Raw genomic sequence first — 23712 nt, forward strand, 5'->3', positions numbered from 1 at the left:
ATGGCCGGTCGGTGCGCAGCCGTTTCCGCTACAGAGCAGGGCAGGCTACGGGCAAACGCCGTACAGTGAACTGGTGATCGTGCGATGAGCGTTTTGTCGAGGGTCCGCGGGACCAACACCAGGCTGTTGGGCGTGGCCGATCTGGCCGAGGTCCGCGCGCTGCTGGCGCGCGACCCGGTCGCGAACGTCTTCGTGGCCTCCCGGGTCGAGGCCTCCGGCCTGGACGCCTGGCGTCTGGGCGGCGAGGTCTGGGGCCACCTGGTGAACGGCAAGCTCGACGCGCTGTGCTACTCCGGCGCCAATCTGGTCCCGGTCGAGGCCGGTCCGGAGGCCGTGCGGGCCTTCGCCGAGCGGGCCCGCCGCCAGGGCCGCCGCTGCTCCTCGATCGTCGGGCCCGCCGAGGCCGCGCTGGCGCTGTGGGAGCAGGTCCGCCCGACCTGGGGCCCGGCCCGCGAGGTGCGCTCCAGCCAGCCGCTGATGGAGATCCGCGGCTCCTCCGAGACCGTGGAGCCGGACTTCCGGGTGAAGCCGGTGACGCCGAACCAGATAGACACGCTGCTCCCGGCGTGTATAGCGATGTTCACCGAGGAAGTCGGCGTATCGCCGGTGGGGGACGACAACGGCAGTTCCTACCGCGCGCGCGTCTCCGAACTCGTGCACGCCGGCCGGGCCTTCGCCTGGATCGAGGACGGGCACGTGGTGTTCAAGGCGGAGATCGGCGCGGTGACCGACCAGGCGTGCCAGATCCAGGGGGTGTGGACGCATCCGGCGCTGCGCGGCAAGGGCATCGCCGCGGCCGGGATGGCGGCGGTCGTGGAGTACGCGCTGCGCGATTTCGCGTCAGTGGTGAGCTTGTACGTGAACGACTACAACGCTCCTGCTCGCGCCGTGTATCGCAAGGTCGGGTTCGAGGAGGTCGGCGCTTTCGCGTCGATCCTGTTCTGACATTGTTCTGAGTTGTTCCACCCGCTACCGGTTTGGGAATGCTCTGATGGGCGTTCCCTATACCGAAGGGGGTGGTCATGCCCAAAGAGATCTCGCGAGAGTTCCCTACTCCGGAGAACGGCTTCGCACCGCAGCTGCGTACCCAGGAACGGGACGAGGAGCGCGACCGGGAGCGGGATCCCGCCGACGCCCGGGAAGGGCGGCTGCCGGGCTTGCTGAGGCGGATGCGGAACCGGCGCATGAGCGCGCTGGTGGCGTGGTCGTTCTCGGTGGTGCTGGCGACGGTGGCGATCACGATCACGATGGCCTGGGTGCATCCGGACAAGGGGCAGTGGAAGGAATTCTTCCGCGGGGTCACCGGCGACGTGGCCGGGGCGCTGCTTGTGGCTTTCTTCTTGTCGCCGGTGTTCCTGGCGATCCGCGCCTTCGCGAACGAGAAGTTCGGGAACATCGCGGACTACGTGCCGATGGCCGGCTACGAGCGTTTTCCCTACCTGAAGTTCATAGAGCGGCTGGAGCGCTGCGACGACCTCGTGCGGATCATGGACACGTCCAGCAACATCCTGGACGTCACCACCGCGGAGGGCGACGAGGCGGAGGAGCGGAGCCGCTGTGTCGCCGCGCTGCGCAACGTGCTGGCCGGGGACAACGAGGTCCGGGTCGAGATCCTGCTGCTGGATCCGACTTCTGACGCGGCGCGCCAGCGGAGCACGGACCTGCGGGGGGAGGGGATCGACATCGCCTCCGGGGTCAGCCGGAACCTGGCGTTGCTGAACCGGATCCGGAACAACCTGCCGGACGGCGCGCGGAGCAAGCTGTTGGTGAAGCTCTACAACGCGACCCCTGCCTGTGCCTACTACAGGGTGGACGACAGGGCGTCCATCGCCTTCTACTCTCTGCGGACCGCGTCCGAGCAGGGTGCGCATGTGGATGTGGCGCTGAAGGAGAAGCTGGGGAAGATCGTGAACGACCACTTCCGGGAGATCCGGGAGGACGCGAACACGGTCGAGATGGTCGAGTACCTCTACGGGACGCTCACGGTGGGGCGGCGTAAAGAGCACGTCGCATGGGTCGAGTACGGCGGTGCGCTCTTTCTGGGCCTCGCCTCTCCTCGGGAGAACCCGGTCGCGTGGACTGTGGCGCCGCGCGTCGGCGGTGGAGAGCCGTTGCAGATGGCGGCCTATAAGCACGAGCCTGCGGAGTTCCGCGCTATGCGATTGATCCCATGGGCCGAGTGCGGGGGGATCGGCATCCGGATCGAGGAGAAGTACGGCGTCGAGTTCCAGGTGCTGTTCGAGGTGGCGCCGGTCGGGGCGATGCCGCCCGGCTTCCTGCCCGGCCAGACGGCGTCGCGGAGCGACCGGCCGGCCGGGGCGGAGTCCGGGGGGCTGTAGCCCCGCCCCGGACGGCGTCAGGTGTCCTCAGACCCCCGCGTACTGCTTCTCGTGCGCCAGCAGCGTGGCCTTGCACTCCAGGCCGTACAGGAAGTTCTTGCTGGAGCCGTCGCTGCGCACGATGCGATGGCAGGGCACGAACAGCGCGATCGCGTTGGACGCGCAGGCCGACCCCGCGGCCCGGACCGCGTTGGGGTTCCCCGCCGTGGCCGCGAGCTGCGTGTAGCTGATGGTGTCGCCGGCCTTGACCGCACGCATCGCGTCCCACGCCGCGGTGCGGAACGGCCCGGTCGCGCGGTAGACGACGGGCACGTCGTCGAGCGCGGCCAGATCGCCGGCGAAGTACGCCGCCACCCGCTCGGCCACGCGGTCGTGCGCGCCCGGCTCGGGCACCGAGGCGTGCAGCATGCCGGCCAGGAACGCCGGGTCAGCGGTGAAGCCGGCGGCGTGGACGGTGTCGTCGGCGTCGGCGAGCACGGTGAACGGGCCGGCGGGCGTCGGGACGGTGGTGTAGGTCAGGGTGCTCACTGTTCGGTTCCTTCGGTGTCGGGGTCGCTAGCGCTGGCCCACAGGTGCAAAGCGGCATAGGCGCGCCAGGGACGCCACGCCTCGGCGTGTGCGAGGAGCGCTTTCTCGGTGCCGGGCAGACCCAAGCGTTCGGCCTGCCGACGGACGATCAGGTCGCCGACCGGGAAGGCATCGGGATCGCCGAAGACCCGCAACGCGATGTAGTCGGCGGTCCACGGACCGATGCCCGGCACGGCGAGCAGCTTGCCCCGCGCCTCGGCCCGATCCACCCCGCGGTCCAGGACGAGCTCGCCGCTCGCGACCGCGGCGGCGAGGGCACGCAGGGTCGCGGCGGTGCGGCGGGTCAGGCCCAGGCCCTCGTAGTCGCCCTCGGCCAGGGTCTCGGGGCGCGGGAAGGGGCTCAGGTCTGCTTTCTTGTCGACAAAGTGATTTGCTGGAGCGACCGAGTCTGCGCTCGCTGCCGGCCACGAGCCCAACTCCGACCCTGCTGCCGGCCACGCGCCCGCGGTCGAGCCTGCACCTGAGCCTGCTGCCGAGCCCAACTCCGAGCCCGCCGCCGACCACGAGCCCGCAGCCGAGCCTGCTGCTGGCCACGCGCCCGTGGCCGAGCCTGCGCCTGCTGCCGAGTTCGCGCTCGCTGTCGGCCACGAGCCTGACTCCGAGCCTGCTGCCGGCCACAAGCCCGCGGTCGAGCCTGCACCTGAGCCTGCTGCCGAGCCTGACTCCGAGCCCGCCGCCGACCACGAGCCCGCAGCCGAGCCTGCTGCTGGCCACACGCCCGTGGCCGAGCCTGCGCCTGCTGCCGAGTTCGCGCTCGCTGCCGACCACGAGTTCGACTTCAAGCCTGCCGCCGGCCACGCGCCCGTGGCCGAGCCTGCCCCTGCTGCCGAGCCCGCCCCCGCTGTCGGCCACGAGCCTGACTCCGAGCCTGCTGCCGAGCCGGAGACCTCGCCTGTCGCCGAGCCAAAGCCCGCCGCCAGCCGCGATTCCGAGCCCGCTCCTGCCACCGCCGCACCGCCGGAAACCGGCAGCGCCGCCACTGATCCCGGGCGCGCATCCCCTGTTGCCGCCTCCGGCACCAGCGCGGCTTCGGCCGCCAGCTCGACTGCGGCGAAGCGCTGCACTAGGCGCGCGGTCATGGTGCGGGCCGCCGCCACGCTGATCTGCTGGCCGAGCACTGCGCGTACCGCGATCTCGAAGCCGTCGACCGCGCCGGGCACGCGGAGTCCGGGCCGGGCGGCGACCAGCGGGGCCAGCGCCGGGTCGCCGGCCAGGACCGCGTCCACCTGGGCCGGGTCGGCGTCCAGGTCCAGGAGGTCGCGGCAGCGGCGGACGGCCACTGCGACGTCGCGCAGGTCGTCGACGACCAGGCGGGCGTGCACTAGGCCCTTGTCGTCGCGCAGTTCCACCTGGCCGGTGCCGTGCGGCAGCCGGAGCGCGCGACGGTAGACCAGGTCGCGGCCGTGGCCGGCCACTTCGTCCACGCCGGGGATCGCCCGGTCGCCGAACCAGCCGAGGAGCGCAGGGAAGTCGAAGGGGGTCCGGTAGGTCAGGCGGAGGGTCAGCGCTCCGTCCCCGTCCACGGCGCTGCCTGCCAGTTCGGCGGCGGTGGCGCCGGTGCCGAAGCGGACGCGGATCTCGCTCGGGGTGGCGCCGAAGGCCTCCCGGACCGAGTCGTTGAACTGGCGGATCGAGCCGTAGCCGGCGGCGAAGGCGACGTCCGAGACCGGCAGCGCCGTGGACTCCAGCAGCAGCCGTGCGGTCTGCGCGCGCCGGGAGCGGGCCAGCGTCAGCGGCCCCACTCCGAGCTCGGCGACCAGCACCCGGTGCAGGTGCCGCTCGCTCACCGCCAGCGTGCGGGCCAGGGCCGCGACGCCGTCCTGCTGGTCGGCCCCGCCGTCGGCGATCAGCCGCAGCGCCCGGCCGGCCAGGTCGGCCCGGACGTTCCAGTCCGGCGAGCCCGGCACCTTGTCCGGGCGGCAGCGCCGGCAGGTGCGGAAACCGGCGGCCTCGGCGGCCGCGGCGACCCGGAAGAAGCGCACGTTCTCCGGCTTCGGCGTGCGGGCCGGGCAGATCGGTCGGCAGTAGATGCCGGTGGTCGTCACGCCGGTGAAGAAACGGCCGTCGAACCGCGGGTCGCGGCTGGCCACCGCCCGGTAGTAAGTATCGAAGTCGTTCTGGAGAGCTGGCTCGGGCATACATCGAGTGTCGCGCAGCGCGGTGCGCGGTACTAGCGGGATTCGGACCAGACCGTCAGCGGCGCGGTGAGTCCGCGTGGAAGGCCCGGTCCCGCCAGTAGAGGAACGAGGACTCAGGGTCCCCGGTGTAGGACCACGGAACGCGCATGGCGTGCGAGCCGATTGCGTCGAACAACGCTCGCGTCTCGTCGGTGTCGACCAGCCCGGAGTACACCATCGCGTGCAACAGGTAGTTCCGGTCCAGATCGGCCTGCGCGTGCGGCTCTATAGCGGAACCCAGCCAGCTGTGCATGACGCGGTCTATATCCGCGGTGACCAGGTCCCGCGACCAGTGCGCCTGCGGTGAGGACTGGCGCGGTCGGGGGACACCCACGTTCGCCGTTCTGTAGACCTCTGCGTGTGCCACCAGAGGCAGCGCGGCTAGAGGGGAACCGGGAGGGGCTTCTCCAGCGAGCCAATAAGCAAAGTCGTACATCTCCTGATGCGATCCGCACCAGGCGCCGAACAGGTACATCAGCGCTTCATGCTGGCCGTCGCGGTTGAACGCGTCCAGGGCCCGCATCTTCTGCCAGCGGTTCCAGAACTCGTCGTGTCCGCTGCGGCGCCCGCGGTCGGCGGCGCGCGCGAGCGTCAGCATGACCACCCACGGCGTCGGGTCCTCCGGGGCCATCTCGGCGGCGTGCGTGCACAGGTCCAGGGCCTCGTCCGCGGTCTCGCGGTAGCCGGTGCCGCCGCTCAGCGACGCGCGCAGCGCACGGACGGTCTCCACCTGGGCCCGCAACAGCGCGGCGTCCGGATTCACCGGCTCCAGCACCTGCCAGCGCTCCACCCACGAGGAGTTCGCCACCGCTTCGGCGAGCACCCGCACCCGGTGGCTGCGCCGGTCCCACCGCGGACCCTCGAAGCCTTTCCGGGTCTCGGCCAGAACCTCCCGCGCCGGCCCCCAGTCCCCGGACGCCAGCGCGTCCCGCGCCTCGGCCAGCGCCAGATCGCCGAGCGCCGGGTCCATATTCACCCGGAGGACGTCGTTCCGGGTCTTTGCTGCCATGTCGGCACGGTAACCTGCCCGCCGTTAATACGGGAGGGTCTTTACACGCTGTTGAAGGCGTGTGCGAACGGTCAAACGGCAAGCGATCACGCCGGAGCCGGATATCCTCGCAGGACAGCAGTGCGCTAAGGCGGGTTTCCCGCCGAGGCGCAAAACCTTACCTGATCGAACACTAGGAGCACCCCGTGATCTGGCGTATGTCGTCGCTGTTCCTGCGAACCCTGCGCGAGGACCCGGCGGACGCCGAGGTCCCGAGCCACAAGCTCTTGGTCCGTGGTGGATACGTCCGCCGCGTCGCCCCCGGCATCTACTCCTGGCTGCCGCTGGGCAAGCAGGTCCTGGAGAACGTCACCCGCGTCGTGCGCGAGGAGATGGACCGGATGGGCGGCCAGGAGGTCCAGTTCCCCGCGCTGCTGCCCCGCGAGTACTACGAGACGACCGGCCGCTGGACCGAGTACGGCGACAACCTCTTCCGCCTCCAGGACCGCCGCGGCAACGACTACCTCCTCGGCCCCACGCACGAGGAGATGTTCACCGACATGGTCAAGGGCGAGGTGTCGTCCTACAAGGACCTGCCGGTCACGCTCTACCAGATCCAGACCAAGTACCGGGACGAGGCGCGGCCCCGCGCCGGCATCCTGCGCGGCCGGGAGTTCCTGATGAAGGACTCGTACTCCTTCGACCTGGACGACGAGGGCCTGAAGCACTCCTACGCGGAGCACCGCGACACCTACATCCGCATCTTCGAGCGGCTGGGCATCAAGTACAAGATCGTGTCGGCGGTGTCCGGTGCGATGGGCGGCTCGGCCTCCGAGGAGTTCCTGGCCACGGCGCCCACCGGCGAGGACACCTACGTGGCGTGCCACAACTGCGGCTACGCGGCGAACGTCGAGGCCGTCGAGACCGCCGCGGCCGTGCCCCAGGACGCTGCCGCGCACCCCGCGCTCCAGGTCCTCGACACCCCCGACACCCCGACCATCGATTCGCTGGTCACGGTCGTGAACGGACTTGGCATCGCCATCGAGGCCAAGGACACCCTGAAGAACGTCGTGGTCAAGGTTCGCTACCCCGGAGTGAAGGAGCCCAAGGTCCTGATCGTCGGCCTGCCCGGCGACCGCGAGGTGGACCTCAAGCGCCTGGAGGCCGCGGTGGCCCCCGGCGAGGTCGAGATGTTCGAGGCCGAGGACTTCCCCAAGCACCCCAAGCTGGTCCGCGGCTACATCGGCCCGGTCGGGCTGAAGGAGGCCGGGTACGAGTACCTGGTCGACCCGCGCGTGGCCGTCGGCACCGCCTGGGTGACCGGCGCCAACGAGGCCGGCAAGCACGTCGCCTACGCGGTGGCCGGCCGGGACTTCGACATCGAGGGCACCGTCGAGGCCGCCGAGGTGCGCGCCGGCGACCTGTGCCCGCGCTGCGGCCACGAGCTGTCCATCGACCGCGGCATCGAGATCGGCCACATCTTCCAGCTCGGCCGCAAGTACGCCGACGCCGCCAAGCTCGACGTCCTGGGCAAGGACGGCAAGCCGGTCCGCGTCACCATGGGCAGCTACGGCGTCGGCGTCTCCCGCGCCGTCGCGGTCCTGGCCGAGCAGATGTACGACGAGCTCGGCCTGGTCTGGCCGCGCGAGGTGGCCCCGGCCGACGTGCACATCGTGGCCGCGGGCAAGGACCCGGCGATCTACGAGACCGCCAACCGCTACGCCGAGGAGCTCGGCGCGCGCGGCGTGCGGGTCCTGTACGACGACCGCGTGGGCAGCGTCTCGCCCGGTGTGAAATTCAAGGACGCCGAGCTGATCGGCATCCCGACCATCGTCGTGGTCGGCAAGAACCTCGCCGACGGCGTCGTGGAGGTCCGGGACCGGAAGAGCGGCGAGAAGACCGAGGTCGCGGTGCCGGACCTGGTCGAGCACGTGTACGCGCTGGCGCGCGGCTGAACCGTCGCCACGACCACGGCACGCCGCCGCCGGGGGACTCCCGGCGGCGGCGTGCGGCGTCCGAGCTCGCGGGTCGTCTCGATCACAGGTGGCAGGGCGTCGTCCAGTAAGGGCGACGCGCAATAATCACCCCATGGATGTACCGACCCCCGGCACCGTCATAGCCGAGCGCTACCGTCTGACCAGGCCTCTCGGGTCCGGCAGCAGTGCGGTCGTCTGGGAGGCGCAGGACTCCAGCCTGGACCGGCTGGTGGCCGTGAAGCTGCTGCACGGCGGCGCCGCCGCGCATCCCGCCGGCCGCGAGCAGCTGCGGCGGGAGGCGCTGGCGCTGGCGCGGCTGTCGCATCCCCGCGTGACCACGGTCTTCGACTACATCGAGTGGCAGGACGGGGACGGCGACTTCCAGCCGGTGCTGGTCACCGAGCTGCTGGCCGGGTTGAACCTGGAGGACCGGCTGGAGCAGGGCCCGCTGCTGGAGAACGACGCCCGGCTGGCGTGCGCGCAGCTGGCCGGCGCGCTGGAGGCGGTGCACCAGGTCGGCATCATCCACCGCGACCTGAAGCCCGGCAACGTCATGCTGATGTCCGACGGGGTCAAGCTCCTGGACTTCGGTATCGCGCAGGCCTCCTCCGACACCGACGCGCGCACCGGCCTGGTGGTCGGCACGCCGGCGTGCATGGCGCCGGAGCAGCTGACCGGGCGCGGGGCGCTGCCGGCGTCCGACGTGTACGCGCTCGGCTGCATCCTCTACTGGTGCGTCACCGGCCGTGCGCCGTTCGAGGGCGCGACGGTCGACGACGTGGTCAAGGGCCACCTGCACCGGCAGCCGCCGCCGCTGCCGATCGCCGGCCTGCCGCCGCAGATAGCCGGGATCTACCGGCAGTGCCTGGCCAAGGACCCCCTGGAAAGACCGGCGGCCGCAACCGTGGCCGCGGTCCTGGAGCTGCGCGGCGCTCCGGCCGAGATCCCCGGCGCGGCGCGGCCGCCGGCGAACCGGACCATGGTGATGCAGCCGTACGAGGCCGGTCCGCGCCCCTCATACCTGGCCGCCCAGGAACAGCCCGCGTACATGGGCCCGCGCGTTCCCGCGCAGAGCGTTCCGGACGATGACGACGGCGGTTCCTACCCGGCTCAGCCGACGTTCCCCGGCCCACCCCCGCCGCGCCGTTACAACTGGATCTGGATGGTTCTCGGCGCGCTGGTCATCGCCTTCATCGCGGCGGCCGGCACCGCGGTCTTCATGAAGGGCTCGCAGGCGGAGAAGCAGACCACCTCCGCCCCTCCGCCGGGCATCACCGTCACCACCGCCCCGAGCGGCTCCGCGACAGCGCCGTCGGGGACGCCGAGTACCTCCTCGTCCTCCAGCGGACCGGCGTCCACGCTGCCGCCGTCCGCCGACCCGGGCAAGGATCCGGTCGGCTATCTGGAGGGCGTCCGGGGCCAGATCGACGGCTACATCGCGCAGGGCGCGGCCACGATGGACCCCAACGCCGGCCGCAATCTGCAGAACTCGATCACCGATCTGGAGAACGCGGTGCAGGCGGCGCAGCAGCACAACATGAAGGGCCACTATCTGCGCGACGCGCAGAACAAGGCCGACCAGGTGGTCTCGAAGGTCAACGACGACCAGACCCAGGGGATGATCACCGACACCGTGGCCTCGGTCCTGTCCGGGGAGCTCCAGAACTTCTCCGACGCGCTGGGCAACAACGCCGACTGAAACGACCGAAACGACCGAAACGACTGAGGGAAGGCTCCCGGGGTCAGTCCCGTTCCGGCAGACCCGGGAACGCCACCGAACTCCCGCGCCACCGCACCGCGCGGACGGCGGCGTCCGTCAGCCACTCCAACCCGGTGCGTCGAGTGTCTCCGGACGAGGACTGGACGACGTCCGCATAAGAAGCGCCGAGCCGTTCCTCCAACTGCGTCGCCAACCGCGTGGCGTCCGCCGCGGTGTTCACAGCGAACGGGATCGCATAGGCCGGCGCCGCGGCGACCGGCTTGTCGCCCTGCGCCTCGATCAGACCGATGAGGATGTCGCGGCGCGCGCGATGTGTGTCGTACGCGTTCTGCGCGGCGTTCCGCTGTGCGCCGATGAGGTGGACCGCCAGAACTCCGTACCCGTACACCGCCGCGTGCTCGTTCCCGAGCGCGGTCTGCAGCGCGCTCACGCGGAGCCACCCAGAAGCAGCGCCGCGTGGCCGGACTCGGCGGCGGCGATGGACGCCAGCAGCATGGCGGTGTCGCCGTCGGCGGCGAGGATGTCGGAGGTCCGGGCGTTCGCGGCGTCCTGTTCGGCCTTGGCCAGCGTCGCCACGGCGGTCTTGGCGTCGGTTTTAGCGTCGGTCGTGGCCGGGGGAGTGGAGGGCGTCGCGGCGGCGGGAGCCGTGTAGCCCTCCTTTATGGCGGCGGCGTGTGAGACGTGTTCCGCACGGATGGTCTTGAGCTTCGCCGTGAGTCCGCTGTCGGCGGCCACCGACGGCAGCGCCAAGGTGGCGTCGTACTGCGTGAGCAGATCGGCCTCGGCGGACAGCGCGCGGTCGCGCACCGGGTCGGGCTGCCCGGCCGGTACCGGTTTGGCCGGAGAAGCCTCGGATCCCTTGGTTCCGCCAGGAGAAGCACACGCGCCTAACAGCGCCACACCTGTCGCGGTGAGCATCGTGCGTCTCGTCAGCTCCACGGGCACCCAGGTCACCGGCAAAGTGTAGCGATTCCCGACGCCGCGCCGACGTGAGCGCGCCCTGGTGCGGAACGGATACTGTGTTGGCTACGAAGCGACAGCACGACGGACGACAACTGCACAAGGAGAACGATGAGCACCCCCCGAACCGGAGCCCCGGCGGACCGGTTGCAAGCGCTGCTGGAGCCGGTCGTCGCCGCCGCCGGCTACGACCTGGAGACGGTCCGCGTCTCGCAGGTGGCCCGCCGGCGCCGTGTCGAGGTCGTCGTGGACGGCGACGACGGCGTGTCGCTCGACGCAGTCTCCGATCTCACCCGGGTGGTCTCCGACGTGCTCGACGGCCCGGAGGGCGCCGCGGTCATGGGCGACCAGCCCTACGTGCTGGAGGTCGGCTCGCCGGGCACCGACCGGCCGCTGACCCTGCCCAAGCACTGGCGCCGGGCCAAGGGCCGACTGGTGCGCGCGGTGCTGGCCGACGGCGGCGAGGCCACCGGCCGGGTCCTCGACAGCGACGAGGACGGCGTGCTGCTGGAGGTGGAGGTGCCCGGCAAGAAGAAGGGCCAGCCCTCGACCACCCAGGAGCGCCGGCTGGCGTTCGCCGAGATCGCCAAGGCCCGGGTGGAGATCGAGTTCAACCGCAAGGACGACGAGGCGGGTGCCGAAGCCGTCGAGGGTGCCGAGGACGCCGACGGCTTCGACGATACTGACGGGACCGACGACATCGAGGACATCGACGAGGACGAGGAGGGCTGACGACCATGGACATCCCCACGAGTGCATTGCGCGACCTGGAGAAGGACCGCGGGATCCCCTTCGAGAAGCTGGTCGAGGACATCGAGGCCGCGCTGCTCATCGCCTACAAGCGCACCGACGGCGCGAAGTCCCGGGCCCGGGTCCAGGTCGACCGGGCCAGCGGCCACGTCACCGTGTGGGCCGTGGAGGACATCGAGGACGGCACCACCCGGGAGTACGACGACACCCCGAGCGAGTTCGGCCGCATCGCCTCCACCACTGCCAAGCAGGTGATCCTGCAGCGGCTGCGGGACCACGAGGACGAGCAGACCTTCGGCGAGTTCTCCGGCCGCAAGGGCGACCTGATCACCGGCGTGGTGCAGCAGGGCCGCGACCCGCGCGCGGTGCTGGTGAACATCGGCAAGATCGAGGGCACGCTCCCGGCCGCCGAGCAGGTCCCGGGCGAGGAGTACCGGCACGGCGAGCGCCTGAAGTGCTACGTGGTGGACGTCCGCCGCGGCCAGCGCGGTCCCCAGGTGACGCTCTCGCGGACCCACCCGGACCTGGTCAGGAAGCTGTTCGCGCTGGAGGTCCCGGAGATCGCCGAGGGCGCGGTGGAGATCACCGCCATCGCCCGCGAGGCCGGTCACCGCACCAAGATCGCGGTCCGCTCGCACCGGGCCGGCGTCAACGCCAAGGGCGCCTGCATCGGCCCGATGGGCGCGCGGGTCCGCAACGTGATGGCCGAGCTGCACGGCGAGAAGATCGACATCGTGGACTGGTCCGAGGACCCGGCCGAGATGGTCGGCAACGCGCTGTCCCCGGCGCGGGTGTCGAAGGTGCAGGTCGTGGACCTGGACCAGCGCAGCGCACGGGTGATCGTGCCGGACTTCCAGCTCTCGCTGGCGATCGGCAAGGAAGGCCAGAACGCGCGGCTGGCGGCGCGGCTGACCGGCTGGCGGATCGACATCCGCTCGGACGCGGAGCCGGTCACCGAGCAGTGACGGCGAGCGCGCGCAGCGCGAGCGGCTTGAGCACGGCGAACTTGAGCACGGCGAATGAGGGCCTTCCGATCGGAGGGCCCTCATTCAGTGGTGGATCACTGGCGGATCATCGGTGGATGCGGCGGTCGGGGCGGCGTCAGACCGCCTTGGCGACCGCCTCGGCGACCGCGACGTCCTGGTCGACCAGGCCGCCGGAGACGCCGACCGCGCCGATGACGGTGCCGTCCGCGGCGGCCAGCGGCAGCCCGCCGCCGAAGGAGACCAGGCCGCCGTTGGTGGCCTCGACGCCGTAGATCGGGCCGCCGGGCTGGGACATCTCGCCGAGGACGGCGCTCGGCATCGGGAACAGCGCGGAGGTCCGCGCCTTGCGCTGGGAGATGTCGACGGAGCCGAGCCAGGCGCCGTCCATCCGCTGGAACGCCACGAGGGTCCCGGCGGTGTCGACGATCGTGATGGACATGGCGACGCCGATGCCGGCGGCGGCCTCCTGGCCGGCGGCGATGATGCGGGTGGTGGTTTCGAGGTTCAGTGCGTTGCTCATGGCTCAAGATTCGCCCCGCGCCGGACGGCACAACCAGAGCTCGGCTGTTCCTGGGGACGGCTGCCCCAGGAACGCGGCGCTCGGGGGTGCGATGCTGGGATGCGTGAGCGAGCTCGGAGCATTCCTGAAGTCGAAGCGGGCGGCTATAGCGCCGGAGACCGTCGGGCTGCCCGCCGTCGGGAACCCCCGCCGGGTGAGCGGCCTGCGCCGCGAGGAGGTCGCGCAGCTGGCCGCCATGAGCGTGGACCACTACACCCGGCTCGAACAGGGCCGGGTCACCACCGCCTCGGACAGCGTCCTGAACGGGATCGCCACCGCGCTGCGGCTGACCGACGCCGAGCGGGCCTACCTGCACATCCTCGCGCAACCGCCGGTCCGGACCCGGTCCGCGGACGCCGACCGCGACGGCCGGCCGGCGGTCAGCCCGCTGCTGCGGGACCTGCTGGAGGCCATGAAGGACGTCCCGGTCCTGGTCATCGACCCGCGCGGGGACATCGTGGCCTGGAACGACATCGCGGTCGCGCTGTACCTCGACTTCGCCGAGATGCCGGCGCGGGAGCGGAACATGATCCGCATGCTGTTCCTGGAACCCCGGGTCCGCGGCATGCACCGGAACTGGGACGAGGTCGCCGCGGTCAGCGTGGCCCGGATGCGGATGAGCGTCGGCCTGATGCCGGGGGACCGGCGGATGGCGGAGGTGGTCAGCGAGCTGCTGGACCGGGACCCGGACTTCCGCCGGTGGTGGGGCGGCCACGAGGTCCTCGCCACCGACTCGTTCCGCAAGAGCTTCGACCACCCGGTCGTCGGGCGGATGCTGCTGGACTGGCAGGCGCTGACGGTCGCGGCGGACCCGGACCTGACGATGATCGTCTTCACCGCGCCGCCGGGGTCCGCGACGGCGGATTCGTTGCGGATGCTCGGGTCCTGGGCCGCCGGCTGAACCCCGACCCGACCGCGCACGGCGGACACCCCCTCGGTGCACCCCGCGCGGTCGGGCCGTGGGCCGTCTGCCGGTCAGCCGTTGCGGATCTTGTAATGCAGGTGCGTGACCCGCTCGCCCTGAACGACTTCGGTGGGATCGTCCAGGAGTACGTGCTCTGTGAAGTGCTCGCCGAAGAACCGCTTCCCGCTGCCGAACACCACCGGCACCAGCGCCATGTCCACCTCGTCCACCAGGCCGGCGGCGAAGGCCTGGCCGCCGACGTCGCCCCCGTTGAGCGACACGTCCCGGTCCGGTCCGGCGACCTCCTTCGCCTGCGCGATGGCGCTCTCCACGCCGTCGGTGACGAACGTGAACGGCGCGGTGCCCAGGTGCTCCCAGTCCGTGGGAACGCTGTGCGTCACCACGAAGACGCGGTCGCCGGCGACCGGAACGCCGTCCCATCCGTTGGTGATGTCGAACAGTCGCCGGCCGATGACCATCGCGCCGATCCGCGACCACTGCCGGTCGAGGTACTTCGCCGAGACCGCCGACGCCTTGAACGACAGGTGCCGGTTCCCCGCGGTGATCGGGGTGTCGCCGTGGAAGTAGAAGTCGTGCAGCGGACCGACCTGGTCGTCGGCGGTGGCCAGGAAGCCGTCCAGCGAGACCGCGTCGGCCATGACGACCCTGCTCATCGCCCTCACACCCCCGAGGCCAGCAGTTCGGTGAGCCGCTCCATCGAGTCCTGGATCCCGTGGGTCATCCCGGACGTCAGTGCGCCCTCGCGGGTCTCCATCGACGGGAACACCGAGCGCGTCGTCACCCGGGTCCTGCCGTCCACCTCGGTGAACCGGCAGATGTCGAGTGCCACCTCGTTCGGCACGCCCTCGAACTCGAAGGTCTGGATGATCAGCCGGTCCGCCTCGACGGTGTGGAAGACGCCGTGGAAGGCGGCGCGCAGCTCGCCGAGGTGACCGCCGTGGTGCACGTAGCGGTAGCGGCCGCCGGGGCGCGCGTCGTACTCCTCGATGTCCATCTCCAGGTCGCGCGGGCCCAGCCAGCGCGCGACCAGCTTCGGGTCGGTGTAGGCGCGGAAGACCTGCGCCGGGGTGGCGTCGAAGTCGCGGGTGACGTCCAGGAATGGCGTGCCCTCGGGCGCTTCGATGGTCGTGGGGTTGGTGCCGGCGGTCGTGCTCGTGCCGGATTCGGGATCGGTGCTCATCGTTCTTCCTCCTCTTTGAGTGCTTCCAGTACCGCGTCGAGCTTGCGGAAGCGGCTCTCGGCGGCCAGCCGGTAGCCGTCGATCCAGGCGGTCAGCCGCTCCAGGGCCGCGGGGTCCAGGTGGCAGGGCCGCCGCTGGCCGTCCCGGCTGCGGGTGATCAGGCCGGCGTCCTCCAGGACGCCGATGTGCCGGGAGACCGCCTGCTTGGTGATCGGGAACAGGTCCGCCAACTCGTTCACCGTGGCCTCGCCGCGGGACAACCGCGCCACGATCGCGCGGCGGACCGGATCGCCGAGGGCGGTGAAGGCCCGGTCAAGGGCCGCTTCTGTGTCGTCAACCATGGTGTTAATCAACCATCTCGTTAATCAACCGATGTGTTGACTATAGGTCGGGGGCCGACCTCCCGTCAATAACCCGGCGAACGGCGAAGTGATCCAGGCGCTAGACTGAGACGTGTCTAGCCAGACGGATGTTTCTGCACGCCCTGCCGCATCGGCACGTTCCGTACCGGTGCGCACATGTGTGGGTTGCAGGGCAAAAGCGGCGAAGACGGAGCTGCTGCGTGTCGTGGCGGTCGAGGGCGCTGTCGTCCCCGACCTGCGCGGGCGGTCGCCCGGACGTGGAGCACACCTCCACCCCGATCCGGGATGCCTGGCCCTCGCCGAGAAGCGTCGGGCGTTCCCGCGGGCGCTGCGGGTCGACGGTCCGTTGGAAACAACGGCGGTCCGCGCGTTGTTGGAAGGCAGCTGAGCACTACATCCCTGTCCGCGTCAGGTGCGTGGAGCAGAGAGAACCCAGTACTAGTCGGAAGCAGGTCGAGTCAGGCGATGAGCACTCGATGAGCAGCACCACGCGATGAGTACGCCCATGCAGTAACCAGACGGCTTCGCGAACAGACGCGGGCCGAAGAAGGAGTGAAGTGGCCAAGGTCCGGGTCTATGAACTCGCCAAGGAGCTCGGAGTAGAGAGCAAGGTCGTGATGGCCAAGCTCCAAGATCTGGGTGAGTTCGTCCGCTCGGCGTCCTCCACCGTTGAGGCGCCGGTCGTCCGTAAACTGATCGACAGCATCCAACAAGCTGAATCCGGCGGCGCCAAGGGTGGCGCCCCGAAGGCGACTGCCTCCGCGCAGTCCGCCCCCGCCGCGAAGACCGCGGCGTCCTCCGGCACCCCGCGTCCCGGCGGTGCCCCCAAGCCCGGTCCGCGCCCCGGCCCGGTCGCGCCCAAGCCCGGCCCCGCGGTTCCCGCGCAGGCCCAGGCGGCGGCCGCGGCTGCGAGCCCGGTGGCCCAGCCTTCCGACGTCCAGACCTCGGCGCCCAGCGTTCCCGAGGCACCGGTCGCTCCGGTCGCTCCGGTCGCTCCGGTCACCCCGGTCGCCGAAGCTCCGTCGGCGCCTTCCCCGGCCCCCACGCGTCCGGCCTCGCCGGCGCGTCCCAGCCAGGGCGAGCGTCCCGGCGGTGCGATCCCGCCGCGGCAGGCCCCGGCCGCCGGCGGCGGCAGCATCCCCGGCCGTCAGAGCCCGCGTCCCGGTGCCCCGGGCCAGCGTCCCGGCGGCGACCGCGATCGTGACCGCGACCGTGGCGAGCGCCCCGACCGCGGTGACCGCGGCCAGCGCCCGGCACCCGGCGCCCGTCCCGGCCCGGCCGGCGCGCAGCGTCCCGGTCAGGGCCAGGGTCAGGGCCAGGGCGGTCGTCCCGGCGGCGCTCCGGCCCCGGGCCCGCGTCCGGCCGGCCCGCGTCCCGGCAACAACCCGTTCACGTCCTCCGGCTCGACCGGCATGCAGCAGCCCCCGCGGCCCGCGCCGCGTCCGGGCCCGCCGGCCGGCGCGCAGGGCGAGGGCGGCCGCGACGGCGGCCCGCGTCCGGGCATGCCGCCGCGTCCCGGCGGCGGCGTCCCCGGCGCCCCGCGTCCGAACCCGGGCATGATGCCCGGCCGTGCGGCTCCGCGTCCCGGTGCCGGTCAGGGCCGTCCCGGCGGTCCGCGTCCCGGCGCCCCGGCCGGCGGTCCCGGCGGCCGCACCGGCGGCGGTCCGCGCCCCGGCGCCCCCGCGGGCGGTCCCGGCGCGCGTCCCGGCGGCGGTGGCGGTGGCGGCGGATACGGCGCCCCGCGTCCCGGCGGCGGTGCCCCCGGCGGCGGTGGCGGCGGCTACGGCGGCCGTCCCGGCGGCGGTGGCGGCTACGGCCGCGGCGGTCGCGCCGGCGGCGGCGGTACGGCCGGTGCCTTCGGCCGTCCCGGCGGTCGTCCGGGCCGCGGTCGCAAGTCGAAGAAGCAGCGGCGTCAAGAGTTCGACAACATGCAGGCGCCGTCGCTCGGCGGCGCGATGCTGCCTCGCGGCAACGGGCAGACCATCCGGCTGCCCCGCGGCGCCTCGCTGACCGACTTCGCCGAGCGCATCAACGCCAACCCGGCGTCCCTGGTGCAGGTGATGTTCCACCTCGGCGAGATGGTGACGGCGACGCAGTCGGTCTCCGACGACGTCTTCGAACTGCTCGGCCAGGAGCTCGGCTTCACCGTGCAGATCGTCTCGCCCGAGGAGGAGGACCGCGTACTGCTGGAGTCCTTCGACATCGACTTCGGCGAGAACGAGGGCGGCGAGGAGGACCTGCGGGTCCGTCCGCCGGTCGTGACCGTCATGGGTCACGTCGACCACGGTAAGACGCGCCTGCTGGACGCCATCCGCAAGACCAACGTCATCGAGGGCGAGGCCGGCGGCATCACCCAGCACATCGGCGCCTACCAGGTGGTCGCCGAGGTCGCGGGCAACGAGCGGGCCATCACCTTCATCGACACCCCCGGTCACGAGGCGTTCACCGCCATGCGTGCCCGCGGTGCCAAGGCCACCGACATCGCGATCCTGGTGGTCGCGGCGGACGACGGCGTGATGCCCCAGACGATCGAGGCGCTGAACCACGCCCAGGCCGCCGACGTGCCGATCGTGGTCGCGGTCAACAAGATCGACAAGGAGGGCGCCGACCCGACGAAGGTGCGCGGCCAGCTCACCGAGTACGGGCTGGTGGCCGAGGAGTACGGCGGCGAGACCATGTTCGTCGACATCTCCGCGCGCGAGGGCCTGAACATCGACCAGCTGCTGGAGGCGGTCATCCTGACCGCTGACGCGTCGCTGGACCTGCGGGCCAACCCGGACATGGACGCCCAGGGCGTGGCGATCGAGGCCAACCTCGACCGCGGCCGCGGCGCCGTGGCCACGGTGCTGGTGCAGCGCGGCACGCTGCGCGTCGGCGACTCCATGGTCGTGGGCGACGCCTACGGCCGGGTGCGCGCCATGATGGACGAGAACGGCGAGAGCGTCGCCGAGGCCGGGCCGTCGCGTCCGGTCCAGGTGCTCGGTCTCACCAGCGTCCCGGGCGCCGGCGACACCTTCCTGGTGGTCGAGGAGGACCGCGTGGCCCGGCAGATCGCCGAGCGCCGCGCGACCCGCGAGCGGAACGCGGCCATGGCCCGCTCCCGCAAGCGCGTCTCGATCGAGGACTGGGAGAAGGTCATCAAGGCCGGCGAGGTCCAGCAGCTCAACATCATCATCAAGGGTGACGGTGCGGGCTCGGTCGAGGCCCTGGAGGACTCGCTGCTCAAGCTGGACGTCGGCGACGAGGTCGACCTGCGCGTCGTGCACCGCGGCGTGGGTTCCATCACCGAGTCCGACGTGGACCTGGCGATGGCCTCCGACGCGGTCATCCTGGGCTTCAACGTCCGTCCCGACGGCCGTGCGAAGACCAAGGCCGACCGCGAGGGCGTCGAGATCCGCTTCTACTCGGTCATCTACCAGGCGATCGAGGAGATCGAGGCGGCCCTGAAGGGCATGCTCAAGCCGGAGTTCGAGGAGGTGCAGCTCGGGACCGCCGAGATCCGCGCCATCTTCCGCTCCAGCAAGATCGGCAACATCGCCGGTTGCATGGTCCAGGACGGCGTCATCAAGCGGAACTCCAAGGCGCGCCTCATCCGCGGCGGCTCCGTCGTCGCCGACAACCTCACCATCGTGGGGCTGCGGCGCGAGAAGGACGACGCCACCGAGGTCCGCGAGGGCTTCGAGTGCGGTATCAACCTGGGGTCGTACAACGACATCAAGGAAGGCGACATCATCGAGACCTTCGAGATGCGCGAGAAGCCGCGCGTCTAACAGGTAGCGATAATGGGGCGGTCCACCCGGGCCGCCCCTACTACTCTCTACTTAAGAAGAAGTAGGGACTCATCCCCTGGGCCGGGTTGGCCCTGATGTGCAGTGTTCGTGGGGACTATGACCCTCGACATCCTCCTCGGCGACGTCCACTCGCTGAAGGAGAAGCGCGGGATCGTCAAGCCGATCCTGGCCGAGCTGGACAAGCGGGCCGCCGTCGGCGCCGCCGAGACCGGCTATCTGGACCTCCACCGGCGCGCCGAGATCGGCGTCGCCGTGGTCGCGGCCACCGCCGCACGAGTGAACGAAGTGCTCGACGATCTTGAAGGCGCCGTAGCGTGGCGCCCGGAGATCGAGCTGCTCAGCGTCCGCAGACGGCTGCACAGCGACGAGGACGACTAGACAAATCCGAGCAAGAAGGAGTGAGTTCGCATGGCGAACAACGGAACGCGCGCCGCGAAGCTGGCCGACCGGATCCGGGTGATCGTCGCCGAGACCCTCAAAAACCGGGTCAAGGACCCCCGGCTCGGATTCGTCACCATCACCGACGTCCGCATCACCGGCGATCTGCGCGACGCCACGGTGTTCTACACCGTGTACGGCAGTGAGGAAGAGCGTGCGGAGTCCGCGGCGGCCCTGGAGTCGGCCAAGGGCATCCTGCGCACCGAGGTGGGCCGGCAGACCGGCGTGAAGCACACGCCGTCGCTGACCTTCATCGCCGACGCCATCCCGGAGGGCGCCCGGCAGATCGAGGACCTGCTGGCCAAGGTCGCGGTCTCGGACGCCGCGGTCCGGGACGCGGCGGCCACGGCGAGCTACGCCGGCGAGCCGGACCCCTACCGGGCCCCGCGCGACGACGAGTTCGACGACGAGGACGAGGACGCCTGAGCCGGTGGGCAAGCGGACGAAGGCCGACGACGGCCCGGGCGGTCTGGTGATCGTCGACAAGCCGGCCGGCTGGACCTCGCACGACGTGGTGGGCCGGGTGCGCAGACTCGCGCGCACCCGGCGCGTCGGCCACGCCGGGACGCTGGACCCGATGGCCACTGGCGTGCTCGTGGTGGGCGTGGAGAAGACCACGCGGCTGCTGGGCCACCTCGCGCTCACCCGCAAGACGTATGAGACCACCATCCGCCTGGGTCAGAGCACGATCACCGACGACGCCGAGGGCGAGCTGACCGACAGCGCGGACGCCTCGGGTGTGTCAGATGACATGGTTCGTGGCGCGATTCCGTCATTCACCGGCGAGATCCTGCAGCGTCCGTCGGCGGTCTCGGCGATCAAGGTGGACGGCGTCCGCTCCTACAAGCGGGTGCGCGAGGGTGAGACGGTGGAGCTGGCCGCGCGGCCGGTGACGATCCACCGCTTCGAGGTCCACGGCATCCGCCGCGAGGGCGCGCTGGTCGACGTCGACGCGACCGTCGAGTGCTCCTCCGGCACCTACATCCGGGCCCTGGCGCGCGACCTCGGCGCACGGTTGGGCGTCGGCGGGCATCTCACGATGCTGCGGCGCACCGCGGTCGGGCCCTACGGCCTGGACCTGGCGCGCCCGCTGGCCGAGCTGACCGAGCTGGTGGACGGCGGCGGGGAACTGCCGGTGGTCCCGCTGGACGCCGCCGCGCGGGCCGCGTTTCCGGCCCGGGAGCTCACCGCCGAGCAGGCCGGTGCGGTCGCGCACGGCGGCTTCCTGGCCGCCTCCGAACGGCCCGGGGAGCCGGTGGCGGTGTTCGGGCCGGACGGCCGGTTCCTGGCGTTGTACGAGGACCTGCCGAGCGGGAAGAAAGCCAAGCCGGTGGCTGTCTTCATCTGACCAGAGCACCAGAGGGCGCATCCATGGCCCAAAAGTCCTAGGCCACAGATTTCGAATGTCGGGATACAGATCGTGCCGGGGACCGATTGCGCGTCAGCGGGCCCCGGATGGCACTCTTGTGTGTCGGCAACCTCTCTCAACCACAAGGCAGGCACCCCCGTGGAACGCTGGCACGGCACCGCCGAGGTCCCGCAGGACTTCGGCCCCTCGGTCGTCACGATCGGCGTCTTCGACGGCGTCCACCGCGGCCACCGCGAGGTGGTCCGCACGGCCGTCGCCCAAGGCCGCGCGCTCGGTCTGCCGACGGTGGTGCTCACCTTCGACCCGCACCCCAGCGAGATCGTGCGGCCGGGCAGCCACCCGCCGCTGCTGACCACCCAGCGCCACCGGGCCGAACTGCTGGCCTCCGAGGGCGTGGACGCGGTGCTGGTGCTGCCGTTCAGCCTGGAGGTCTCGCGCTGGGCGCCGGAGGAGTTCATCCGGCTGGTGCTGGTCGAGCACCTGCACGCGCGGGCCGTCGTGGTCGGCGCCAACTTCCGCTTCGGGCACCGGGCCGCCGGCGACGCCGCCGCCCTGCAGGAGGCCGGCACCCGGTACGGCTTCGAGGTCGTGCCGGTCAGCCTGCGGGGCCCGGAGGGCGAGAGCGCGGACAACCGCTTCTCCTCGACCCGGGTGCGCGCGCTGATCGGCGAGGGCGCGGTGGCCGAGTCCGGAGCGCTGCTGGGCCGGCCGCACCGGGTCGAGGGCGTGGTGGTGCGCGGCGACCAGCGGGGCCGGGAGCTGGGCTACCCGACCGCGAACGTGGAGACCGTGCCGTTCGCCGCGATCCCGTCCGACGGCGTCTACGCGGGTTGGCTGATCACCGACGTCGACAAGCCGGAGAAGTCCGTCCGGCACCCCGCCGCGATCTCCATCGGCACCAACCCGACCTTCGACGGCACCGACCGGCGGGTCGAGGCGTACGCGCTGGACCGCGACGACCTGGACCTGTACGGCACGCACGTGGCCGTGGAGTTCGCCGCCCGCCTGCGCGACACGCTGAAGTTCGACTCGGTCGAGGCCCTGCTGGACCGGATGGCCGACGACTGCAAGGCCGCGCGGGAGATCACCGACGCCGCGTGAGGCGTTCGTCACACCGGGTACGGCCCAGCTCACAGCGGTCCGTGCGCGGGAATACACCCGCCCTGTCCTCGGTTACAACGCTTGAACCCTCAAGGGTCCGACCACGTTGTCGAGGGGACAGGAATGACTTTGGCACTGAAGCAGCGGCGTCCGGCAGTCAAGATCGATTTGTCGGGGGTCTCGCCTTGGATAAGCTCTTCGGGAACCCCCGAGGAGGTGAGGACGGTCGCCGTGACCGCTGACGACGCACGTGGCGAGGCCGTCATCGCCGAGGAGATTCCGGTCGCCGAGGCTGTGTCCGCCGCATCCGCCGAGAGCGCGGCCGATGCGCCGCGCGTGGATCCTGGTGAGTCCGAGGACGCGCGCAACGAGCGCTTCGAGCGCGACGCCCTGGTGTATCTCGACCAGCTCTACCCGGCCGCGCTGCGCATGACCCGCAACCCGGCCGACGCCGAGGACCTGATCCAGGAGACCTTCGCCAAGGCGTTCGCCTCCTTCCACCAGTTCCGCGAGGGCACGAACCTCAAGGCCTGGCTGTACCGGATCCTGACCAACACATTCATCAACAGCTACCGCAAGAAGCAGCGCGAGCCCCAGGTCAGCCCGACCGAGGAGATCGAGGACTGGCAGCTGGCCCGGGCCGAGTCGCACAGCTCGGCGGGTCTGCCCTCGGCCGAGACGGTGGCGCTGGACCACCTGCCGGACTCCGACGTGAAGGAAGCCCTGCAGGCCATCGGCGAGGAGTTCCGCATCGCGGTCTACCTGGCCGACGTCGAAGGCTTCGCCTACAAGGAGATCGCCGACATCATGGGCACCCCGATCGGCACCGTGATGTCGCGGTTGCACCGCGGGCGCCGGCAGCTCCGTGCGATGCTTGAGGACTACGCGCGGGAGCGCGGCCTGGTGGCCGCCGCGGCGGAAGGGAACTGAAGCGCCATGAGCTGCGGGCAGCCGCACGAGACGCCGTGCACCGAGGTCCTCGACCATCTCTACGAGTACATCGACAACGAGATGCCCGATGAGGACTGTGCGGCGGTAAAGCGCCACCTCGACGAGTGCCAGCCCTGTTTGGAGAAGTACGGGCTGGACGCGATGGTGAAGAAGCTCGTGCAGCGCTGCTGCGGGTGTGACGAGCCGCCGGTCGACCTGCGCGACAAGGTGCTCGCCCGGATCCGGCAGGTGCGCGGCGAGGTGGCCGTGGGCGGCGCGGGAGAATAGCGGTAGCGGGAACGGCCCAGGGGCACGCCTATGGCGTGCCCCTGGCGCGTTCCGGTCGGATCCACTCGTACGAGTGGATCTTTTCTTGACTGGCGGCCGATTTTCCTCTGTACTCGTACGTGCTTTGATCCATTCCCGCGGTCTGGCAGACAGCCGCGGGCGAATTCGAGGGATGGTGGTCCGCGATGATTAAGCTCGACGGCGGTGGTCTCTGAGTCGGGTGATCCCCGCTCCAGCGGTGCCACGGGCCGGCGCCGCCCCATGTGTCGGCCTGTGGACCCACCG

24 protein-coding genes are annotated in these 23712 nt (G+C 71.2%); 15 read left to right on the forward strand and 9 right to left on the reverse strand.

Annotation, left to right across the window (positions count from 1 at the left end):
• Window positions 1-84 precede the first annotated feature (84 nt).
• Window positions 85-945, forward strand: a complete 861-nt coding sequence (locus tag ABH935_RS14705; protein ID WP_370378425.1) for a GNAT family N-acetyltransferase — start codon at window positions 85-87, stop codon at window positions 943-945.
• A 77-nt stretch (window positions 946-1022) separates the two neighbouring features.
• Complete coding sequence (locus ABH935_RS14710) at window positions 1023-2339, forward strand: DUF5919 domain-containing protein (protein ID WP_370378426.1); 1317 nt, start codon at window positions 1023-1025, stop codon at window positions 2337-2339.
• A gap of 27 nt (window positions 2340-2366) precedes the next feature.
• On the opposite strand, the gene ABH935_RS14715 is transcribed toward ABH935_RS14710, so the two are convergent.
• The 3 genes from ABH935_RS14715 to ABH935_RS14725 are packed head-to-tail and all read right to left on the reverse strand — an operon-like array spanning window position 2367 to window position 6113.
• Window positions 2367-2867 (reverse strand): methylated-DNA--[protein]-cysteine S-methyltransferase, encoded by a 501-nt coding sequence (locus ABH935_RS14715; protein ID WP_370378427.1) that lies wholly within the window; start codon window positions 2865-2867, stop codon window positions 2367-2369.
• The gene (locus ABH935_RS14720; protein WP_370378428.1) at window positions 2864-5065 is read right to left on the reverse strand and encodes a DNA-3-methyladenine glycosylase 2 family protein; all 2202 of its coding nucleotides are present in this window, start codon (window positions 5063-5065) and stop codon (window positions 2864-2866) included. Before ABH935_RS14720 ends, ABH935_RS14715 begins: the two co-directional genes overlap by 4 nt.
• Before the next feature lie 55 nt (window positions 5066-5120).
• Complete coding sequence (locus ABH935_RS14725; protein WP_370378429.1) at window positions 5121-6113, reverse strand: hypothetical protein; 993 nt, start codon at window positions 6111-6113, stop codon at window positions 5121-5123.
• A 185-nt stretch (window positions 6114-6298) separates the two neighbouring features.
• On the opposite strand from ABH935_RS14725, the gene ABH935_RS14730 reads away from it, so the two are divergent.
• Together ABH935_RS14730 and ABH935_RS14735 are read left to right on the forward strand one after the other, a co-directional pair.
• Entirely contained in the window at window positions 6299-8047 is a 1749-nt protein-coding gene (locus ABH935_RS14730) for a proline--tRNA ligase (RefSeq protein WP_370378430.1), read from the forward strand.
• 133 nt (window positions 8048-8180) lie between these two features.
• Entirely contained in the window at window positions 8181-9767 is a 1587-nt protein-coding gene (locus ABH935_RS14735) for a serine/threonine-protein kinase (RefSeq protein ID WP_370378431.1), read from the forward strand.
• A gap of 43 nt (window positions 9768-9810) precedes the next feature.
• On the opposite strand, the gene ABH935_RS14740 is transcribed toward ABH935_RS14735, so the two are convergent.
• Together ABH935_RS14740 and ABH935_RS14745 are read right to left on the reverse strand one after the other, a co-directional pair.
• A complete protein-coding gene (locus tag ABH935_RS14740) occupies window positions 9811-10218 on the reverse strand; it encodes a ferritin-like domain-containing protein (protein WP_370378432.1) in 408 nt (135 codons plus the stop codon).
• On the reverse strand, window positions 10215-10742 hold the full coding sequence (locus ABH935_RS14745) for a hypothetical protein (protein WP_370378433.1): 528 nt from the start codon (window positions 10740-10742) through the stop codon (window positions 10215-10217). Before ABH935_RS14745 ends, ABH935_RS14740 begins: the two co-directional genes overlap by 4 nt.
• Before the next feature lie 117 nt (window positions 10743-10859).
• On the opposite strand from ABH935_RS14745, the gene rimP reads away from it, so the two are divergent.
• Both rimP and nusA read left to right on the forward strand, forming a co-directional pair.
• Window positions 10860-11480, forward strand: coding sequence for a ribosome maturation factor RimP (rimP, locus tag ABH935_RS14750; RefSeq protein ID WP_370378434.1), 621 nt, complete (start codon window positions 10860-10862; stop codon window positions 11478-11480).
• Window positions 11481-11485: 5 nt separating this feature from the next.
• A complete protein-coding gene (nusA, locus tag ABH935_RS14755; protein WP_370378435.1) occupies window positions 11486-12463 on the forward strand; it encodes a transcription termination factor NusA in 978 nt (325 codons plus the stop codon).
• A 136-nt stretch (window positions 12464-12599) separates the two neighbouring features.
• Here nusA and ABH935_RS14760 read toward each other — a convergent pair whose 3' ends face one another.
• Entirely contained in the window at window positions 12600-13004 is a 405-nt protein-coding gene (locus tag ABH935_RS14760) for a heme-binding protein (RefSeq protein WP_370378436.1), read from the reverse strand.
• A 103-nt stretch (window positions 13005-13107) separates the two neighbouring features.
• Here ABH935_RS14760 and ABH935_RS14765 point away from each other — a divergent pair, with 103 nt between their 5' ends.
• Window positions 13108-13944 carry a helix-turn-helix transcriptional regulator gene (locus ABH935_RS14765; protein WP_370378437.1) on the forward strand — a complete coding sequence of 279 codons (837 nt, stop codon included), beginning with the start codon at window positions 13108-13110 and terminating at the stop codon, window positions 13942-13944.
• Window positions 13945-14018: 74 nt separating this feature from the next.
• Here the strand turns inward: ABH935_RS14765 and ABH935_RS14770 are convergent, their stop codons facing one another.
• From ABH935_RS14770 to ABH935_RS14780, 3 genes are read right to left on the reverse strand one after another with little or no spacing between them, the layout of a single operon-like run.
• Window positions 14019-14621 carry a dihydrofolate reductase family protein gene (locus ABH935_RS14770; protein WP_370378438.1) on the reverse strand — a complete coding sequence of 201 codons (603 nt, stop codon included), beginning with the start codon at window positions 14619-14621 and terminating at the stop codon, window positions 14019-14021.
• A gap of 5 nt (window positions 14622-14626) precedes the next feature.
• Window positions 14627-15148: an SRPBCC family protein gene (locus ABH935_RS14775; RefSeq protein ID WP_370378439.1), complete on the reverse strand. Its 522-nt coding sequence runs from the start codon at window positions 15146-15148 to the stop codon at window positions 14627-14629.
• Window positions 15145-15489 (reverse strand): ArsR/SmtB family transcription factor, encoded by a 345-nt coding sequence (locus ABH935_RS14780; protein ID WP_370378440.1) that lies wholly within the window; start codon window positions 15487-15489, stop codon window positions 15145-15147. Before ABH935_RS14780 ends, ABH935_RS14775 begins: the two co-directional genes overlap by 4 nt.
• A 181-nt stretch (window positions 15490-15670) precedes the next feature.
• Between ABH935_RS14780 and ABH935_RS14785 the strand changes: the two genes are divergently transcribed.
• The 8 genes from ABH935_RS14785 (at window position 15671) to rsrA (ending at window position 23427) form a co-directional block, all read left to right on the forward strand.
• Window positions 15671-15898 (forward strand): YlxR family protein, encoded by a 228-nt coding sequence (locus tag ABH935_RS14785; protein WP_323747791.1) that lies wholly within the window; start codon window positions 15671-15673, stop codon window positions 15896-15898.
• Between the two features lie 169 nt (window positions 15899-16067).
• A complete protein-coding gene (infB, locus tag ABH935_RS14790) occupies window positions 16068-19280 on the forward strand; it encodes a translation initiation factor IF-2 (RefSeq protein WP_370378441.1) in 3213 nt (1070 codons plus the stop codon).
• Between the two features lie 102 nt (window positions 19281-19382).
• The gene (locus ABH935_RS14795; RefSeq protein WP_370378442.1) at window positions 19383-19679 is read left to right on the forward strand and encodes a DUF503 domain-containing protein; all 297 of its coding nucleotides are present in this window, start codon (window positions 19383-19385) and stop codon (window positions 19677-19679) included.
• Between the two features lie 30 nt (window positions 19680-19709).
• Window positions 19710-20165 carry a 30S ribosome-binding factor RbfA gene (rbfA, locus tag ABH935_RS14800; protein WP_370378443.1) on the forward strand — a complete coding sequence of 152 codons (456 nt, stop codon included), beginning with the start codon at window positions 19710-19712 and terminating at the stop codon, window positions 20163-20165.
• Window positions 20166-20169: 4 nt separating this feature from the next.
• Window positions 20170-21087, forward strand: a complete 918-nt coding sequence (truB, locus tag ABH935_RS14805; RefSeq protein WP_370378444.1) for a tRNA pseudouridine(55) synthase TruB — start codon at window positions 20170-20172, stop codon at window positions 21085-21087.
• Window positions 21088-21246: 159 nt separating this feature from the next.
• Complete coding sequence (locus ABH935_RS14810) at window positions 21247-22209, forward strand: bifunctional riboflavin kinase/FAD synthetase (RefSeq protein WP_370378445.1); 963 nt, start codon at window positions 21247-21249, stop codon at window positions 22207-22209.
• 336 nt (window positions 22210-22545) lie between these two features.
• Window positions 22546-23139 carry a sigma-70 family RNA polymerase sigma factor gene (locus ABH935_RS14815; RefSeq protein WP_370378507.1) on the forward strand — a complete coding sequence of 198 codons (594 nt, stop codon included), beginning with the start codon at window positions 22546-22548 and terminating at the stop codon, window positions 23137-23139.
• Window positions 23140-23145: 6 nt separating this feature from the next.
• Window positions 23146-23427: a mycothiol system anti-sigma-R factor gene (gene rsrA / locus ABH935_RS14820; protein WP_194913101.1), complete on the forward strand. Its 282-nt coding sequence runs from the start codon at window positions 23146-23148 to the stop codon at window positions 23425-23427.
• Window positions 23428-23712: the final 285 nt, after the last annotated feature.

Origin of the sequence: Catenulispora sp. GAS73, from assembly GCF_041262085.1 — a bacterium.
GTDB lineage: Bacteria > Actinomycetota > Actinomycetes > Streptomycetales > Catenulisporaceae > Catenulispora.